This is a genomic window from Paenibacillus sp. RC334 (assembly GCF_030034735.1).
GTDB lineage: Bacteria > Bacillota > Bacilli > Paenibacillales > Paenibacillaceae > Paenibacillus > Paenibacillus terrae_A.
In genome coordinates, this window is sequence record NZ_CP125370.1 from 331,609 (window position 1) to 349,031 (window position 17,423).

At 48.3% G+C, this 17,423-nt stretch carries 13 protein-coding genes, 1 pseudogene and 1 riboswitch; of the genes and pseudogenes, 8 read left to right on the top strand and 6 right to left on the bottom strand.

Annotation, left to right across the window (positions count from 1 at the left end; translation table 11 throughout):
• Positions 1 to 179 precede the first annotated feature (179 nt).
• Positions 180 to 293, bottom strand: a riboswitch (glycine riboswitch).
• A 213-nt stretch (positions 294 to 506) separates the two neighbouring features.
• From QMK20_RS01580 to QMK20_RS01610, 7 genes and pseudogenes are all read left to right on the top strand, one after another.
• The gene (locus QMK20_RS01580) at positions 507 to 2,084 is read left to right on the top strand and encodes a DUF6359 domain-containing protein (RefSeq protein WP_283654286.1); all 1,578 of its coding nucleotides are present in this window, start codon (positions 507 to 509) and stop codon (positions 2,082 to 2,084) included.
• 324 nt (positions 2,085 to 2,408) lie between these two features.
• The gene (locus tag QMK20_RS01585) at positions 2,409 to 3,440 is read left to right on the top strand and encodes an ABC transporter ATP-binding protein (protein ID WP_283654287.1); all 1,032 of its coding nucleotides are present in this window, start codon (positions 2,409 to 2,411) and stop codon (positions 3,438 to 3,440) included.
• Positions 3,418 to 4,344: an ABC transporter ATP-binding protein gene (locus tag QMK20_RS01590; RefSeq protein WP_283654288.1), complete on the top strand. Its 927-nt coding sequence runs from the start codon at positions 3,418 to 3,420 to the stop codon at positions 4,342 to 4,344. The genes QMK20_RS01585 and QMK20_RS01590 overlap by 23 nt, the downstream gene beginning before the upstream one ends.
• A gap of 15 nt (positions 4,345 to 4,359) precedes the next feature.
• Positions 4,360 to 5,329: pseudogene (gene opp4B / locus QMK20_RS01595) on the top strand (oligopeptide ABC transporter permease).
• A gap of 39 nt (positions 5,330 to 5,368) precedes the next feature.
• Positions 5,369 to 6,268: an ABC transporter permease gene (locus QMK20_RS01600; RefSeq protein WP_192512264.1), complete on the top strand. Its 900-nt coding sequence runs from the start codon at positions 5,369 to 5,371 to the stop codon at positions 6,266 to 6,268.
• A 42-nt stretch (positions 6,269 to 6,310) separates the two neighbouring features.
• Complete coding sequence (gene opp4A, locus QMK20_RS01605; protein WP_283654289.1) at positions 6,311 to 8,131, top strand: oligopeptide ABC transporter substrate-binding protein; 1,821 nt, start codon at positions 6,311 to 6,313, stop codon at positions 8,129 to 8,131.
• Positions 8,132 to 8,232: 101 nt separating this feature from the next.
• Positions 8,233 to 9,126 (top strand): LysR family transcriptional regulator, encoded by an 894-nt coding sequence (locus tag QMK20_RS01610; protein WP_283656174.1) that lies wholly within the window; start codon positions 8,233 to 8,235, stop codon positions 9,124 to 9,126.
• A gap of 21 nt (positions 9,127 to 9,147) precedes the next feature.
• On the opposite strand, the gene QMK20_RS01615 is transcribed toward QMK20_RS01610, so the two are convergent.
• From QMK20_RS01615 to QMK20_RS01630, 4 genes are all read right to left on the bottom strand, one after another.
• The gene (locus tag QMK20_RS01615; protein WP_283654290.1) at positions 9,148 to 9,798 is read right to left on the bottom strand and encodes an amino acid ABC transporter permease; all 651 of its coding nucleotides are present in this window, start codon (positions 9,796 to 9,798) and stop codon (positions 9,148 to 9,150) included.
• 14 nt (positions 9,799 to 9,812) lie between these two features.
• Entirely contained in the window at positions 9,813 to 10,472 is a 660-nt protein-coding gene (locus QMK20_RS01620) for an amino acid ABC transporter permease (protein WP_283654291.1), read from the bottom strand.
• 18 nt (positions 10,473 to 10,490) lie between these two features.
• A complete protein-coding gene (locus tag QMK20_RS01625) occupies positions 10,491 to 11,321 on the bottom strand; it encodes a transporter substrate-binding domain-containing protein (RefSeq protein WP_283654292.1) in 831 nt (276 codons plus the stop codon).
• Positions 11,322 to 11,404: 83 nt separating this feature from the next.
• Complete coding sequence (locus tag QMK20_RS01630; protein ID WP_283654293.1) at positions 11,405 to 12,163, bottom strand: amino acid ABC transporter ATP-binding protein; 759 nt, start codon at positions 12,161 to 12,163, stop codon at positions 11,405 to 11,407.
• 307 nt (positions 12,164 to 12,470) lie between these two features.
• On the opposite strand from QMK20_RS01630, the gene QMK20_RS01635 reads away from it, so the two are divergent.
• Positions 12,471 to 12,926 carry a cupin domain-containing protein gene (locus QMK20_RS01635; RefSeq protein WP_283654294.1) on the top strand — a complete coding sequence of 152 codons (456 nt, stop codon included), beginning with the start codon at positions 12,471 to 12,473 and terminating at the stop codon, positions 12,924 to 12,926.
• A 100-nt stretch (positions 12,927 to 13,026) separates the two neighbouring features.
• Here the strand turns inward: QMK20_RS01635 and QMK20_RS01640 are convergent, their stop codons facing one another.
• Together QMK20_RS01640 and QMK20_RS01645 are read right to left on the bottom strand one after the other, a co-directional pair.
• Positions 13,027 to 13,734: a GGDEF domain-containing protein gene (locus tag QMK20_RS01640; protein WP_283654295.1), complete on the bottom strand. Its 708-nt coding sequence runs from the start codon at positions 13,732 to 13,734 to the stop codon at positions 13,027 to 13,029.
• Between the two features lie 85 nt (positions 13,735 to 13,819).
• On the bottom strand, positions 13,820 to 17,410 hold the full coding sequence (locus tag QMK20_RS01645; protein ID WP_283654296.1) for a collagen binding domain-containing protein: 3,591 nt from the start codon (positions 17,408 to 17,410) through the stop codon (positions 13,820 to 13,822).
• Positions 17,411 to 17,423 lie beyond the last annotated feature (13 nt).

Here is a 17,423-nt window from a genome sequence, read left to right on the forward strand (position 1 = left end):
AGTATATGGTGCTGCCGCGCCTTTGCGCGGGTGTGACGGTTTCTAATGCTGACGCAGCATGTAAGCACAAAAAAGGACAGGATAAGGAAATTTCCCTTATCTCTGTCCTCGTTACCTGAGAGTTTCGTGCGGTGTATACCGCCTTACCCCTTGGGTGGCTTGCGCTCTCTCCAGAGTTGCGTCAGATGACGATACATGGACCTGAGAGATTATCCGCCAGCCGGGTGCTGACGTCTTGCTCCTTCGGTGCTGCCGGGATGTGATTCCCGGACAGGCTCTCCCGTCATCTTCATTCGCGTATACCGTTCAACAATTCCTCCTAAGCGTAATGTATGCCATGCCCGGTGTCAATCACAGGTTGGTATTTTACAGAATCAGGAATCTTCTCAATAAAAAAGATTAAATTTTACATAATTATGGATGAAATCAGGAAGGAATTAGAAGGTTGATAGCTAATCTGATAGAGGACAAGCTAATTTATGGAATAATGGGAGGGACATTTACGTATGGTAAAAGGTTTTCGGTTCACAGGTTCACGCTTGAAAGGAATGCTGCATCTGGCGGCAATCGTATCACTGCTGGTAGGACTCTTCGTTCCATTCGGCCAGGTCAAGGCAGAGGGCGCGTTGACGGTAGCGGAAGCGCTTCAGCGTCAAAGCAGCGGAGGTACGGTGACGGTAGAAGGCTACGTCGTCGGACATGCCACTGGATCGAAAACGGCTAATTTCTCTGCCCCATTTGCAAATGATTTTAACGTACTGATTGCGGATCAGGCGAGTGAACGCAATACATCTAATCTGTTAAATGTGCAACTGACATCCGCGTATAGAGGACCATTCGGGCTGTCAGGCCATCCTGAGCTGATCGGCAGCAAAATTCGCGTGACGGGTGCGCTGGGTGCCTATAACAATTTTGGTGGAGTGAAAAGCCCAAGCGCTCTGGAACTGGTAAGCGGAAGCGAGCCTGGGAACCCTGGCGAACCTGATCCTGGTACTACATTGCCGGATGGAAAAGGCAAAAAAGTGCTGTTCGATAATACGCACGCACAGACAGCCGGAGCGGCGGATTGGGTTATAGATGGAGCCTTTTCCGATTTTGCCAGCGGACTGCGTAATGCTGGTTTTACCGTGGACCCGTTGAACCGTTCCATTCCTTTTACCTATGGCGAGCAGGCTATAACGTACGACAAGCTGCGCCCATATGATGTGTTCATCATTGGTGAAGCCAATGTTGCCTTTAAGGCATCCGAGCAAGCTGCTCTGGTTCAATATGTGAAGAATGGAGGCAGTATTTTCTTCATTTCTGACCACTATAACGCAGACCGGAACAAAAACCGTTGGGATTCCTCCGAGGTTATGAACGGCTACCGCCGTGGAGCCTATTCCAATCCGGCCAAAGGGATGACTACAGAAGAAGCTGCATCACCAGCTATGCAGGGACTAACCAGTTCCGACTGGCTGGCAACGAACTTTGGCGTTCGTTTTCGCTACAATGCACTCGGTGACGTAAATGCCACGGATATCGTAGCGGCAGATCAATCCTTCGGCATTACGAAGGGTGTACGTTCGATTGCCATGCATGCTGGTTCTACATTGGCGATTATGGATCCGACCAAGGCTAAAGGAATCGCTTATATTCCTACAGGCACGAAAAAATGGGGCAATGCCGTGGACCAGGGTGTCTATAACGGCGGGGGCCGTGCTGAAGGGCCTTATGCTGCTGTAGCCAAGGTAGGTCAGGGCAAGGCAGCGTTTATCGGTGATTCTTCGCCAGTTGAGGATGCCACGCCGAAATATGTACGTGAGGAAAACGGACAGTCGAAGAAGACGTACGATGGTTTCAAGGAAGTCGACGATTCCACCTTCCTGGTACAAACCGTCCAATGGCTTGCATGGAAGCAGGACTATACGAAGCTGTCCGATGTGGCGGGTCTGACGCTGGACCAGCCAACACAGCTGCTGCCGTTCGAGGAGCCTGCGGCTTCTACAGAACCGCAGCCTGAGCCTTGGGCTGCTCCGGCAGCGGGCTACAAATGGTACGATCCAAGAACGTTCAAGTCCGGCTCCTATGGAGCGGCTTCGTAACCAGCGAAGAGAGTACAATTTGAGCTGGACCAGCCAGTCGCTTGATCCCTTTAAGGGGGTCAGGCGACTTTTTTTGTGCTGAAAATTAACCTGTGGTTGGTTATTTCATTACATTTTGTGCCAGAAAGGTCGCGCTACTGCTGAATCATTGGTTTTTTCAATGATCGTGATAGTCTATTCTTAATTGATATATCCATATACTGGTGATAGGATAAGTTCAAATTATTCCGACTAAATCGGTATGTAATGTTGATGAGAGGTTTAACATCAAGCGTGGCGCGCATAAGCAGGACAAGGCCATGGAGAACGGAGGAAGCATATACATTGAGTAGCGAGCCGGTGTTGGAGATCAAAGGGTTAACGGTATCTTTTCGCATTAAGGATGAATATTACCCCGCAGTCGACCATCTGGATCTGACGGTCAATCCCAATGAAGTGCTGGCTGTGGTCGGAGAGTCCGGCTGCGGCAAAAGCGCGCTGGCGCTTTCGATAGCACAACTGCACGATCTGGAGCGTACCCGCGTGGAGGGACAGATTCTTTTTAAAGGCACGGATCTGAATCGTCTCTCAACAGGGCAAATAAACAAAATCCGTGGAGCAGGCATCGGCATGATTTTTCAGGACCCGCTGACCGCGCTGAATCCGCTAATGAGCATTGGTAAGCAAATTGAGGAAAACCTTGATTATCATACGACCCTCTCTACGAAGCAGAAAAAGGTGCGTGTGCTGGAATTACTGGAGAGTGTGGATATTCCGAATCCCGTACGTGTATACGACCAGTATCCGCATGAGCTGTCAGGGGGGATGCGGCAGCGTGTGATGATCGCCATTGCCATCGCTTGTCGTCCTGCCCTCATTATTGCAGACGAGCCGACTACAGCGCTCGATGTAACCATTCAATCTCAAATTCTCGACTTGCTCAAGCAGCTTCAACAGGAGACTGGAAGCGGCATTATCCTGATTACGCACGATCTTGGCGTTGTGGCAGAGGTGGCGGACCGCGTGGTGGTCATGTATGCCGGAGAAATCGTGGAAAGCGCCAATGTTTTTGAATTGTTCCGACAGCCCCAGCATCCGTATACGCGCTCTTTGCTCGCATCCATGCCGGGATCACATACCAAGGGAGAACCGTTGCACGTCATCGGAGGAATCGTCCCTTCCTTGCAGGATATTCCCCGCAATAGCTGCCGCTTTGCTCCACGTATCCCCTGGATTCAGCATGAAACGCATGAGGATCATCCCCATTTAAGTGAGATTTCTCCCGGGCATTGGGTCCGCTGTACATGTTATCAGCATTTTCATTTTGAAGACGAGGCAAAGGGGGAAGCTGCTCATGGCACTGCTGGAGCTAAATGATCTGAGAGTCCATTATCCGGTGCGCGGTGGTTTCTTCCAGCGTGTGGTCGATCAGGTAAAAGCAGTGGATGGTGTGTCCATCAGCATTGAGGCGGGTCAGTCGTACGGGCTGGTTGGAGAATCCGGCTGCGGAAAAACGACTACAGGAAGGACGATCATCGGTCTAAATAAGCTGACGAGCGGGCAAGTTCTTTTTAACGGAGATGACCTAACGGCCTTAAGCCGTAACAACCTCCATCCGCTGCGGAGAGACATTCAGATGATCTTTCAGGACCCGTATTCCTCGCTCAATCCGCGTAAGCGTGTGCTGGATGTCATCGCCGAGCCGTTGCGGAATTTCGAAAAGCTGAGTAGTGAGGAGGAACGCCGAAAAGTTCAGACGCTGCTGGAAAAGGTCGGCTTGAACGCCGATGCGGCCTACAAATATCCGCATGAATTTTCCGGGGGACAGCGACAGCGGATCGGCATTGCACGTGCGCTCACGTTGAATCCAAAGCTGATCATTGCTGATGAGCCGGTATCAGCGCTGGATGTGTCCGTTCAGGCACAGGTGCTTAATTTTATGAAGGATGTGCAGCGGGAATTTAATTTGACGTATTTATTCATCAGCCACGACCTCGGTATTATCCGCCATATGTGCGACCAAATCGGGATTATGTACCAGGGGCGTCTGGTGGAACAGGGAAGCGAACAGGATATTTATGAGCATCCGCAGCATTTGTATACCCAGCGTCTTATTGCAACCATTCCGAATATAGATCCTGCCAAGCGGCTGGACAATGCTCAAAAAAGGCGAACGCTGTTGTCCTCCTACAAAACAGAGCTGCCCAAACATCTGGATGAGAACGGCAAGCCGTTTGCGCTAAAAGCGGTAAGCCCGTCCCATCAAGTCGCTTTACCATAAAGGGGGGGACAAAATATGTGGAAATTTATACTGCGTCGGCTGCTGATCATGATCCCTCAGCTGTTTGCTTTGAGCATACTTATCTTTTTTCTGGCGAAGGCCATGCCGGGGGATGCCCTGACAGGACTCATAACCTCGACACCCAATTTGAATCCGGCGGCGCTGGAGGAGCAACGGCAAAAATTAGGGCTGAATGATCCGGTGTGGGTACAATATGGCAACTGGCTTGCCCGATTGGCTTATGGGGATTTGGGAAAATCATATGTACATAAAATCGGCGTCACCGATCTGATCGGTAGCCGTCTGGGGAACACGTTCTTTTTGGGCGTAGTGATCCTGATTTTGACGTATCTGATCGCGATTCCACTCGGTGTACTTAGTGGTCGTTATCAGCATAGTCCGCTGGACAAAACCGTGGTGGGTTATACCTATCTCAGCTTTGCGACCCCCTTATTTATACTCGCGTTGCTGCTACTGTACGTGTTCGGCTTCAGGCTTGGCTGGTTTCCGACCAGCGGCAGTGTGGATGTGGGCGTGGAGCCGGGAACCTCGGCATATTACATCAACAAGGCTTACCATCTTATATTGCCAGCGGTTACAGGAGCATTGCTTAGTACGACAGCCACGATTCAGTATTTGCGCAATGAGGTCATCGACACACGGTTAAAGGATTTTGTAAAAACAGCGCGTTCCAAAGGGGTACCTGAGGGGGAAAATCTATTCCCGTCATATTTTCAAAAATTCGCTGCTACCGATTGCTGCCTTTTTGGGCTATGACCTGACGGGAGTGATTGCGGGCAACATTTTCCTTGAATCCATCTTTGGGTATCCGGGGCTGGGTCAGCTATTTCTCCAGTCCATCACCCAACGCGATTTTTCAGTCGTGACAGCGCTGGTGATGATTTCCGGCTTTCTGGCATTGTTGGGAACCCTTTTGTCTGATGTCATCCTGAGCAAGGTCGATCCTCGCATTCGGATCGAATAACGAACAACTTCAGAGGAAGGGGAGGGATGTAAGGTGTCCATACAGGTAGAGGAGGTTTTCACGCCAGAGATTATTCGTAAATCACCATCCAGCTGGTCTGTACTGCGCCGCGAGCTGGTGCGTGACAAAACGGCGCTGGTATCCATCGCGTTTGTGGTTTTGTTTTTGATCTTTATTTATTCATCCGTTCTGTTTGTGAATCAGGATGTAGTTACGACGGTGGATTTGGGCGCGATCCGTGAGGCTCCAAGCTCGGCGCATTGGCTGGGCACGGACCGGGCGGGCAGAGATATTTTCGGTCAGCTGGTCATTGGGGCACGCAATTCCTTCACGATTGGCTTCACGATTACGCTATTATCCGCTGCCATCGGCTTGACGCTGGGACTGCTGGCGGGTTTTTATGGCGGCTTGGTTGATAACATTATCATGCGGATCATTGATTTTATCCTGGTGCTTCCGTTTTTGATGCTGGTGATCGTATTCGTCAGTATTGTCCCCAAGAGCGGCATAGGATCTTTTATTTTCATCATGACCGCTTTTTTGTGGATTGGAAAAGCACGTCTGATTCGAGCCAAGGTACTGTCGGAGCGGGAGCTGGACTATGTGCAGGCCTCCAAAACGCTCGGCACACCCAATTGGAAAATTATCTGGTTTGGCGTACTGCCCAATCTCAGCTCGGTCGTGATCGTCAATCTGACGCTCAGCCTCGCGGGAAATATCGGGATTGAAACTGGACTTTCCTATCTCGGCTTTGGGTTGCCAGAATCCACGCCAAGCTTGGGTACGCTGGTGAGCTACGCCAATGACCCGGATGTATTACAGAATAGCTGGTGGATGTGGTTGCCTGCATCTTTACTTATTTTGGTGCTAATGCTGGCGATCAACTTTATCGGCCAGGCGCTCAAACGCGCCACGGATGCCAGACAACGATTGGGTTAATCGAAGTTCCATAATAAGGACAATGACAAGGAGGGGCTTACAATGGTTAAACGCTGGAAAAAAGGAATTCTGCCTGTTCTATCTGCAATTTTGGTGCTTTCTCTGGCCGCATGCAGCGGCGCGCCTTCCGCTTCAAATGGAGGAAAATCGTCTGATGGTACAGGCGGCTCAGGATCAGACAGCAAGCAGGTGAATGCGACAGCGCTGGCGAAGGCGGTCAAGAATGATAAGGCACCGATTAAGGGCGGTGTCATCAATTATGCACTTGTGTCCGATACCCCTTTTGAAGGAATTTTGAACCCTGTATTTTATGATGGAAACCCGGATTTTGAAGTCTTCCAATTTTTCTACCCTTCTATGTTTTCGATTGATTCCAATCTGAATATTGACGATAAAGGAGCGGCGACGATTTCCTTTTCCGCAGACAATAAGGCGGTGACTGTCAAAATTGATCCCAAGCTGAACTGGACAGATGGTAATCCCGTAACGGCGGAGGACTATGCCTTTTCCTATGAAGTCATCGGTCACAAGGACTACGAGGGTCCGCGTTACGATAGCTTTATGACGAATATTGTGGGTATGGAGGAATATCACGCGGGCAAGGCCAAAACGATTTCCGGCATCAAGGTGTTGAATGAGAAAGAGGTTACCATTCAGTTCAAGGAGCCTAATCCATCGGTGAAATCGGGACTCTGGTCTACGCCACTGGAGAAAAAGGTGTTTCAGAACATTCCCGTGAAGGATATGGCTGGATCTGATCCTGTCCGTAAAAATCCGATTGGCTATGGGCCGTTCAAAATTAAATCTATGGTCACAGGTGAATCTGTGGAATTTGTCAAAAACAAGGATTATTTTCACGGTGAGCCCAAGCTGGATGGCCTTCATTTGAAGGTTGTGAACCCGAATGTCATTACAGAAGCGCTGAAAAGCGGAGAAATTGACTGGGCCAGCTATCCAACCACCCGTTACGATGAAGCCAGCAATCCGAAAAATGTACAGTTTCTCGGTCAGGAGGAATTGTCTTATAGCTATGTAGGCTTTAAACTGGGCAAATTCGATCAGGCCAAGAGTCTAAATATTATGGACCCGAACGCCAAGCTGGCGAACAAGTCATTGCGTCAGGCGCTCGGCTATGCGCTGAATAATGAGCAGGTCGGCAAGCAGCTCTATCACGGGCTTCGGGTTCCGGCAACGTCCCTGATTCCGCCTGCCTTTAAGGGATATCATGACACGAACGCGAAGGGCATCACATATGACCCGGACAAAGCGAAAAAGCTGCTGGACGAGGCAGGATATGTGGATACCAATGGAGATGGCTACCGTGAGGACCCTAAGGGTAAGGAGCTGGTGCTCCATTATGCAGCGATGAGCGGGGATGCGACAGCCGAATCACTGGCGAAGTTCTATTTGCAAAACTGGAAGGATGTCGGGCTTCATGTGGAGCTGGTGGACGGTCGTCTACTGGAGTTCAATTCTTTCTATGATCGTGTGCAAAAGGATGATCCCGGCATCGATATTTTTGGCGGCGCATGGGGAACAGGTTCAGATGTAGATCCTGGTGGGCTGTATGGACGGGGAGCCAGCTTTAACTATTCGCGCTTTACGAGTGAAGAAAATGATAAGCTGTTGAAGGAAGGCGTGTCGGTCAAAGCCTTTGACGACAACTATCGTAAAGATATATATAATCAGTGGCAGGCGTATATGAGTGAGGAAGCTCCAATCGTACCGACGTTATTCCGCTATTCGCTGGAGGCTCTGAATAACCGGGTAGCCAATTACGACATTACCCGTGGCAAGGAGTATGGTGCAGACACGTTTGCCAATATTACGTTGACGGCGGAAAAAGCAGAAGTAGCACAATAATCTAAAAAGAAGCGCGAACCGGAGTGATCCGATCTCGTGCTTCTTTTAGCCTTTTAATGTAACCATCTGCGGAATTTCGAAGGGAGAGAAATAAGACGGAAATACGCCAGCTTCAATACTTCATAGCCGTATGTGAGGAACTGCATTTTACGAAAGCTTCTGAAAAGATCGGAATCTCCCAGCCTACGCTCAGTTTGCAAATTAAGGCGTTGGAGGAAGAACTGGGGATGACCCTCTTTAATCGTGCAGGCAAAAAGATCAAAATGACAGAGGCTGGAAAACTGTTGCTACAGCACAGCGCTCATGCGCTCAAGGATCTACAGCAGGCGAAAGCTTCCATTGAGGAGCTTCGCACCGAGCAACGGGGAAGCTTACGGATCGGTATCGCGTTGCCGGAGCTGGAGGAACCATTGCAAGAGATGTTTATGGATTTTCATCGTTTGTTTCCTAAAATCAGTCTGCACATCCACCCATCCTTTGAATTGCTGGAGCAGGTGCTGGATAACCGGATGGACCTTGGCATTACGCTGCACTCAGGTATGGATGAAAGGCTCGTCCAGCTACCGCTTCGGACGGAGAGCTACTGTCTTATTGTCCCGGCAGGACATGCGTTTGCCAACCGTTCTTCGATTGCACTGGACGAATTGAGGCACATGCCTTGGGCTATGCAGCCAGGGGATCATCCGGGTAGAAGGCACATTGAAAAATGCTTCTGTGATCGAGGGTATCCCTTTACCACTGCGATGGAGACCCATTCCATTCCTGCGATCCTGCGCTGGGTACAGGAGGGACTCGCAGTGACTATCCAGACCAAATCCCTCGCAGCATCCCTGGACCGTTCATCCCTTTGTGCAGTACCTATTTCACGGGGAGTACCCGAGGTTCGGCTGGAGCTGATTCATCGGTCAGACCGTTACAAGGGAGAAGCAATCAAGAGGCTGATTGAAAAAATACATGCTGTGCTGACAGAACGTTCAGGCTGGCGGCAGCCCTGATCAAGCTATGTGTAATGAATGCTAATGAGTACGCACCTCCAGCCTGCGTGCAAGCAGCGACATGCTGTAATTGACAGCGAAGTACAGGAAAGCGGCGAACAGCAGAGCAGGAATGACGAAGGACTGATTTTGACCGCCGACAATCTGAATGTTATGTGTCAGCTCCGGCAGACTGATAATGACCGCGAGAGAAGTATCCTTGAGCAGGGAAATGAACTGGCTGACGATGGGCGGCACCATACGGCGGAGCGCTTGCGGCAAAATGATATGCCATAACGTTCTGGAATAGCTCAGCCCGGAGGACCGTGCGGCTTCAATCTGTCCTTTATGAACGGAGTTCAAACCGCTACGGACAATCTCGGCGATCATGGCACCCTCGAAGATCGACAGGCCCGTAATGGCTGCCCATTTAAGTGAAATGGAAAGACCAATGGACGGTAAGACCATACCGATGAAGAAGATAATGAGCAATAACGGAAGATTGCGAATCAGATCGATTAAAAAGGCCGCTACTTGTGAAATGACAGGTAAGCGCGTATAGCGCAGGATACCGAACACGATACCGAGCACGAAGCTGAACATGATGGAATAAACGGAGACCTCCAGCGTCAGCAGGAAGCCCTCCAGTATAAAACGCACATTAGGCCATGCAAACATACCACTGAAATCCATACGGGCTTCCCTCCTTAGGATGTTTTGGACAGGCGACGCTCCATATACAGGACAAGAAAGCTAAGTGGAACCGTCAAGGTAAGGTATAGCAACGCTGTGATGGCATAGACGGTGATGGGCATAAAGGTATCCGAGTTAATCAGATCCGAATAATACATCAGGTCCAGTCCGGCTACTATAGCTAGTACGGAAGAGTTTTTGACCAGATTGATGAACTGGTTGCCAATCGCAGGCAGTACAATTTTAATCGCTTGTGGCAAAATAATACTGATCATCGTCTGGTTGTAGCTCAGCCCGGAGGAGCGTGCGGCTTCGAATTGCCCCTTCGGTACGGACTGGATACCGGCACGTATCGCTTCTGCAATAAAGGAGGCTGTGTACACGGTCAAGCCAAGCGTTCCAGACACAAACCCGTCCAAGGGAACGCCCAAAGTGGGAAGTCCCAGATAAAAGAACAATACAACGATCAGTAACGGGATATTACGAATGACCTCTACATAGACAGTCCCAATCCAGTTAAGCCATTTAAAGGGCGCAATTCGGAGGATAGCGATGATCGCGCCCAGAATAAAGCTTCCGATCAAGGCAATGACACTGGCTTGAACGGTATGAAGCAAGCCTTCTATGAAGCGGTCGCTATGGTCGAAAAGTACGTTGATATCAAAAGTAAGCATCTGCGGATGACACCCCCATTATTCGGGTTTAACCCCAAGCCATTGCTCGTGGAGCTTATCGTATTCACCGTTGCTTTTCAGTTCCTTGAGCGTATCGTTAATGGCTTGCAGCAATTCCGTTTGTCCCTTCTTCACCGCAATGCCGTAAGGTTCCTCAGTGAAGTTCCCGCCTACAAGAGTGTAATTCGGGTCTTGTTGTTGCATGCCGAGCAGAATAGAGTTATCGGTGGTCAACGCCTGCCCTTGACCTGCCTTGAGTGCGTTGAATGCATCCTGGTAGTTTTCGAACTCCAGTATAGTCGCTTTGGGTGCTTTTTCGCGTATATTTTTGGCGGAGGTGGAGCCTTTAACTGCGAGTACCTTGGTAGCCGGGGTCAGGGACTCCAGACCGGTAATCGGGCTTCCTTTTTTCACGAGCAGGGATTGCCCGGCGTTAAAGTAGACATCGCTGAAATCAACCTGCTTTTTACGTTCGTCCGAAATGGTCATGGTTGCGATAATGGCGTCGATGTCCCCGTTTTGCAGCAAGGTGATTCGTGTTTTGGATGTGACTTCCTTCAATTCAAGCTTGGTTTCGTCTCCAAAAATATGTTTGGCTACCGCCTTGGCAATGTCGATATCAAAGCCTTCTACTTCCCCGCTAGCCGGGTCTTTCAGACCGAACAGCTTGGTGTCGTATTTCACCCCAACAACCAGCTTGCCACGTTGCTTGATGGCTTCCAGCCCGTTGGCTGCCGCCGCCTCATTCCCCGACGTTGCCGTTCCTTGCTTGCCTCCACAGCCAGCCAAAACGAGTAGACAGGACAGCGTAAGCAGCATAAGGGCACTCCATGAATATCTTTTTCTCATTTGAACAATCCCCTTTCGATTTACATTCTGAATTTACACTCCAGAGGAGTTTGCAAAAATCCTGACTCCATTTAAAGGTCTGCTTAATGATGAATCAGACGGCTCAGGAACAGGCGTGCCCGCTCTTCACCCGGATTCTGAAAAAACTCGGCAGGCTGACTGTCTTCTAAAATCTGTCCTTTGTCCATGAAAATGACGCGATCCGCTACTTCACGGGCAAAGCCCATTTCATGAGTCACAATGACCATAGTGATGCCCTGATGGGCGAGCGAACGCATAACATCCAGTACCTCCCCAATGGTTTCGGGATCAAGAGCGGAGGTAGGCTCGTCAAACAGCATGATCTTTGGATTCATCGCGAGGCCACGGGCGATAGCAACCCGTTGCTGCTGTCCCCCGGACAATTGGGCGGGGTAGCTCTGTGCTTTTTCCTCGATTCCAACACGCTTCAAATAGGTGATGGCTGTTTGGGTAGCCTCTTTCTTTGAGATGCCCAGCACCTTCATGGGTGCGAGTACAATGTTCTCGATTACCTTTTTATGGGGATACAAATTGAAATGCTGGAATACCATACCGATATTGCGCCGGAAGGCGTTAATATCAATCTTTTTGTCATGTACAGGTATTTCGTTGACGATCAGTTCCCCGTCCGATATGGTTTCCAAACGGTTGATGCAGCGTAGCAGGGTGCTTTTACCCGAGCCGGAGGGTCCGATGATCACGACGACCTCGCCCTCCTTAATCTGAAGATTGATGTCTTTAAGTACATGGAAGTGACCAAAATGCTTGTTGACGTTGCGAAATTGGATCAGAAGGCTCACCCCTTTCAGGATTGGATACATAGCTTGGTAGATTGGCTGGCATGATCAAGCTCTATCAAAATTTCAAAATTTTCTCTCATGATACTATAAGCTTACAATAAAAAACAAGATTTTATGTCATAAAACTTCACGTAAAATATATTTTTATGTAATTATCCATGAGTGAACCGGTATTTTCACATGTAAACGAGCATGAATGCATAAATTAATGTTATTTTATTTGACATAAAATAATCTCCTTCGACATTCCAAGGGAGAAACGTGACAAAAGCAACGCTATGTTTTACAGTAGGGGAGAAGGAATTTAGGGTAAAGGAAGGTTAGTACAATGACGAAAGCTATTTCACCGCTGGTAACCGCATTGGGCATGGAGCCCCATCCGGAAGGCGGCTGGTACAAAGAAATGTGGAAGTCCCATTTTCAAATTCCGAAGCCTGTACTGCCGGATGTGTATTCCGGTCCGCGCTTTGCAGCTTCATCGACGTATTTTTTGCTGCATCCGGGCGAGTTCTCCGAGTGGCATGTCGTGCATTCGGATGAGCTGTGGCTGTATCATAGCGGAAGCCCTGTGGAGTTGAAATTGGGTGGAAGCGGAGAACAACCTGGTGAAGAAACGGTGATTATTGTCGGTGCCGATGTGGAGGCAGGACAGCATCCACAAGCGCTGGTGCCGGGCACAGTATGGCAAACGGCGCGTCCGCTTGGGGATGAGCCTGTGCTGGTAACCTGTGTCGTTGCTCCGGGATTCCACTTTGACGATTTCAAGCTGATTGCAAAGGTGTAAAACTGAATAAGGAAGTTTTTATTGGCGGGTGTGTTCCTTAAATCAACAGGAATGACCCGCCTGATTTATATTCTCAGCCGGGTTTGGATAGTTTCCTGGCTTATAGAGGTGCAGGTTGTTTTTTGACATGGACATTATGGCGCTTTCGAATGTCTTTTGCGAGGTTTTTGATCCGTGTAGTGTTGTATGAGCTGCTCTGTTTCCGGCTAATCTTGGAATACACGGCATAACGATTTCTTCCCATTCGTTTGGCATGGTACATGGCGATATCCGCCTCTTTGAGCAATGTCTGCAGATTGTCCTTCTGGGATGGATTCAAGCTAATACCAATACTTCCTGTGACAGATAGTCTGTGTCCATGAATGCTGTAGGCGCTGCTGATTTTTCTTAGGAGGAGTTGCGCCAAAATTTTTACCTGGTCGGAATCAAAATTTTTTATAATGAGTAAAAATTCATCCCCTCCAATTCGAAAAGCCTTTTGGTTCGCATTCATGACTTGTAGCAGATGAAGGCTAACTTCATGTAACAACATATCGCCAACCTTGTGTCCATAAGCATCATTAATGGCTTTGAAGCCGTCCAGGTCAATGTATAAAATAGCAGTGCTTTCTTTGCCTTTATGTTGCTGCCAAAAGTGGTTGAGCGCATTCCGATTGAACAAACCTGTTACAGGGTCTTGGTAAGCAAGTTTCCTTAGCATAGTTCTTTCCACAAATACAGACCTTAAAAAAATCCCAAGGCATGTCCATACGATCAGGTTTAAGATCAATAAACATAAGAGCATGTAGGAGTTTTGAGCTAAATTCAAGTTCATGTCACCACTCATATCATTGATAGTTGTTCCCCTTCCTCGTTTTGTGTAAGCCGAGAAAGGGGATTATTTGATTATTTGATTATTTAATTCTTTTATTTTTATGCATCCGTCTGTATTTCAAATAGGCACCCAGAAGAATGAAAGACATTCCGCTCAAATAGAAGGGAGCAGGACTGTTTTCTCCTGTCTGCGGTAATTTATTTACCTGCGGAGTACGACCTGGATCACTTGGGTCCTCGGGGTCCTCAACAGGGAACTTGATGCCTCCTTTGGGTATGGGTTCATCTTCAATCTCTACAGGTGGAGACGATTTCTGAGGAGGATCAATTTCTGGCGATTCCGGCAGCGCATCGGGTTCTGCAGGAGGCTGCACAATCTCTGGAACACCCAATGGCACATCTTCATCTTCAACGATCTGTGGCTCATTGGTTACTGGCTTAACGGGTACATTCGGCGTTTCTGTGGGTTCAGGATCTTTATCGTGCTTTTTACCTGAACCCGGATTCGTAGGCGTTCCTGGATTCGTAGGCGTTTCCGGATCAGTAGGTTTACCCGGATCGACAGGGGTCTCTTTTTCATTAGTTACCACAATCTGCTTAATACCTGAGCTTTCTTTAACCGTGGCGTCTATTTTGACCGCTGTCTTCGAGGCTGTTATTTTATAGCCTGCTGGAGCCGCAAGTTCCTCCAGAATATATTCATCATACAGCAATGAATTGAACAAAATTTTCCCGTCTGCATTGGTAGTTTGAATGAGCGGGGCTCTTTTTTGGTTCTTATCATAGAGTGCAAAGCGTGCTCCAGGCAACACCTTGTCAGGATGATCCTGGTCAACCTTGGTCACTTCCAGGCTTCCTGTTATGCCTCCCCCTGAACCTGAACCGGAGGATGTCCGCACGATGATTTCTTTACTGGTTTCTCTCAGCTCCGTAGTTAAGCGGTCGCCTTCAAAATAGACGTTGTTACTCACTTTCGCTTTATCATCCGCTTGAATAAAAGATTGATATTCCAAAATATAGCCGGATGAAATGGCCTGTGTGAAGCCAAGCTCAAAGGATTGCTGACCTTGATCGTTTGTCGTAATTTTCAGCTTATAATCCTGATCTTTGACTAATTCAGTGTCTTTGGCAGCTTCTCCGTTGGCTGATACTTTGGTGGAATACAAATGAAAGGAATCTTCAATCAGGATTTGATTGCTGCTGGGTGTATCCACGATTTTGGCGTTGGAGACATAAGATTGCCCTTCATTGATCCGGATCTGCCAGTCAATCTTATTACCATTCTGGCTACCGGCTTTTGTAACGTATTCTCCCCCATGAGGCACAGTTACTTTGGCTGCCCACTCAGAGATCATGTTTTTTCCATCCATCAGCAGAGCCTTATTGTTGATTTCTTTATCAATAAGCTCTCCCTCTAATGTGGTCTGGAAAGTGATCCAGTAGGGAGTGTTGATCTGTTCATTAAAACGGATACGCAGCTCATTGCCGTTATCAGCGGTGGGAAGAACAAGGGTGTATTGGTCTGCCGACAGTTCAGCTCCCTTTTCCACACCATTCCACCATCCAAGCAGTGTCATGTCATACACTTTGGCAGAGCCGGGAACCAGCTTCTGACCTTGCTGTAGCGTATCCTTTATTTCAGCCTGATTCAGGGTTTTACGGTTATAGTTCGTCAAGATGTCCCATGTGATGTGCTTGGAGGTAGCGTTATAGCTTCCTTGCTTGGCACCGTTCTGCTGTGTCAGATTGTCAGGCCATAGCCGGGCTTCGGCTTCAGCAGAGTAGGGCGTTCCATTTTGCACCCATGAGATGGAAGCTTTATTCCAGAACTCCGGCTTGCTCGTATCCTTTTTCCATTCATTGTTAAATGTTGTTGAATAGCTGATGGTATACGCGTCCTGGATCGTTTTATGGAAACGTATCGTGAATCCTTGCTTATAGTCTTGCGATAAAGGAATCAGTTCATAATCTGCTGGTGATGTTAGCGTTGATTTTCCGTCCGCGCTTTGGATCTTTAATGTATCTGGTAAGAGAGCCAGACCGCCATTCGGAAACGTATCGTTGATCACAACCTGATTCATCGTGTATTTATCCGTATTGATGGCAATAACCCAGGGAATCGTTTTTGTGTTGTAGTTCGGTTCCTTGAAGCCTTTGACAATGACCCCGCTTTTTAGCTCAGTGGTGGTATCTTTGGTTACTCCATCAGACGTTACGGTATTCGTTATCCGTTCATTTTTAAGTACACGATCTACCGCCTTGGTTTGATAACGGATCGTGTATGCTTCCTCCACATCGGAGTTGAAGCGTAAATCGAAGCCGTTGGCCGTTTCATTGCTAACCAGTGAGACGGTATATTCGGAGGAAGAAAGTTCCTCAGAAGTAGCTCCTTTGTACACTTTAAGTGAACCGGCCACGAGCTGCTGGCTTTTGTTGAAACGGTCAGCTAACACAGCTTTCCCGGCGGGAATTTTCTTTTCGCCAAAATTATACTTGATCGCCCAGGATACCGTTTGAGTAACCGGGTCGTATTGCTCCATTTTTTTGGACAAAAATTCGCCGCGTTGAACGGTTACTGTAGCTGTTGCAGAAGCGTCTTTCGTATTGCTGCCTGAAAAAGTGGCTGTGTTGGAAAAACGGGATTCTTCGCTGGTGATGTTAGTGGAGTATTGGATTCGGTATGCGCTGCGGATGTTTTCATCTTTAAAACGGATGATGAAGCCGGTACCAGCCGAATCGGCTTCCAGCGTATACTTATCCTTATCCACCGGATCACGCAGCAAGGTTGAACCATCCACGTTGATTTGTAAATGGTATAACCGGATAGAATCCCTCACCAGCTCCAATCCTTGGGGAGTCGGGTCGGTGACTACAGCATGTTGAACCGTATCCAATTGTTTATTTACGTCAATCGTCCAATCAATCTGATGGGTTCCATTGGCTTTCCCTTGCTTATCCAGGGAAGAGCCTGCCGCAGGCTTGATATTTACGACTGCTGTTTGTACGCCACCCTTGATCGGGATGGCGATAATGACCTCTGTACTGCCTTTTTCTATTTGCTTGCTGAACTCGGTCTTAACCTCCAGTTTTCCGCTGACATTGGAATGGCTCTCCACGTAATCGTTAAAAGTCATGACCACTTTGCCTTGGCGGTCTACCGTGAAATGGCCAACATTTCCATCTGTCGTAACCAAAGGAGAGGAGATATCTGTGTAGATTTCAAATTGCTCGGGCAATTGAAAAGTAAAAGTGTCTCCGGCTTTGTACGTATTGTTGGGAAGCTCCCAGTCATAAATGAGATGGACTGCATCGTCAATGTCCAAGCGGCTATCGGGATTGTATACCGCATCAATCACTTGACCAGTCGCATCGGTCAGGGTAAGTTTCGTTAAAATACTTGCTTGAGCAGCTTCTTCAGAATTCGTGGTGGCCGCTGCCTGAACAACAGGAGCTGGTAGGGAAGGAGGCTTCTGCTGTTCTGGTTCTATGACTGGTTCTGTTTCGGGTACTACGATATCATATACATCATTTGTAACGGTTTGCCCTGCCTCGGTTCCGGCAATCTCCGGCTGATCCGGGGCAGGGATTTGAGCATAAGCTTGGGTGATACCAAAAAAGCTTTGTAAAATGAGTAATAATGCAATAATCATTACATTCCATTTTTTTCTCATACTCTATTTAAGT